Annotated in this window: 1 protein-coding gene; it reads right to left on the bottom strand. The window is 30.7% G+C overall.

Going from position 1 to position 1,339, the window contains the following annotated elements; all coding sequences use genetic code 11:
- Positions 1-413: 413 nt before the first annotated feature.
- Positions 414-1,339 (bottom strand): agmatine deiminase family protein (locus A4R26_RS10030; RefSeq protein ID WP_081163649.1); only part of this gene is annotated, 926 nt, incomplete at its 5' end.

Below are 1,339 nucleotides of genomic sequence, written 5' to 3'. Positions count from 1 at the left end.
GTAGAAGGGAAAAGAGATGTCATATTAATAAATGAATCTTTAGAGGCAATTGAGTTCATAAAGTTTCTCCAATTTATAGGGAACTGTTACGCAAACATATTTAAACAAGTGCTGTTTGTCAATTATTTTTTAAAGTGACTAAGGATTAATAATCTACGACAGTATACATAAATTAAAAGTTTAAATTGGATTAAGTACAGTTTTCACAATTGTTTTTGCACAATTTGCTACCATTATAAAGTGTGCAGTATAAAAATACTAAATATATTAGCAAATCGTTAAATTTTTTTGGTTGGTCGTTTAATTTTTTGGATCAACCGTTACTGCTAATATTTAATGGGGTCAATTAATTTTCATCTACAATTTTGCATTATAATCCTTTTGATCGAAAATCTAGAGATTGCTTCTGATGTTTAACATGTGAAGCTTAAACATCTTAATGAGCCTCCATGTTGGGCCAGCATGTCACAATTGATTTTTATTACCTGAAAGCCATATTTGGAAAGAGCGTCTTCATTTATATTATTATAAAAAATGGTCTCTTTTAGATTGGTAAGAGTGTATTCAGGTAAAATAATTGTATTGTTAAGCCGTAAAAAATTGACATAGCATCCGTTTGCAGTAAAAGTGCAGCACTTCTTTTTAGCTTCACATTCGCAGGGAATCGAGTAACCTAATGGCCGTTCCTGTATTGGTTGAATACGAAGATTTAAATCTAAACAGACGTTCTTTAGAATATCTAGGTATTTTATGTCTTCCTTTAAACAATCCAATTTTGGATACTCACTGAGACAAATAGTATCATCTTCAATAAATCCCATATAACCATCAGTATGCCCCACTACATCACCTTTATTCACCGGTACTATTATCGGAGTTACTCCCATCTTATCTTTTATAATAGCGGCGATTTCTTTTTCAGAAAGCTCATTATCATGTAAGACTTTTTCTGTAAGGAATGCAAACCGATGATTTGTTATAAAGTTTCCTCCGTCTAATTTTAAAGGTATTTGGACAATGCCATTTTGTAAATGATCCTTTATAATGTTAATTGAGATATTATTAAGGTTTCTGTAATTCATATTAGTAGATTGGTAATTACAGTAATTAGGTTCATAAACAGGCTTATAAATATGTTCTCCATTCGATACCCCCATTACATCTCTTAACCATATTTCATTCCAAGCATGTTCAAAAATAATGTCTATCTTTCTTTTAGTGAATTTAAATTCAAGCTTTTGTTTGGCCCTGCTATTATTAACAATGATGTGTAAGTTAATTTCAGGTGGGACTTTCGTAATTAACTTATCAAAGAATGGAACCAATTCAGCATATTCAT

This window comes from Niastella populi (genome assembly GCF_002078015.1).
GTDB classification, from domain to species: domain Bacteria; phylum Bacteroidota; class Bacteroidia; order Chitinophagales; family Chitinophagaceae; genus Niastella; species Niastella populi.
This window is presented reverse-complemented; position numbering and strand designations above follow the sequence as displayed.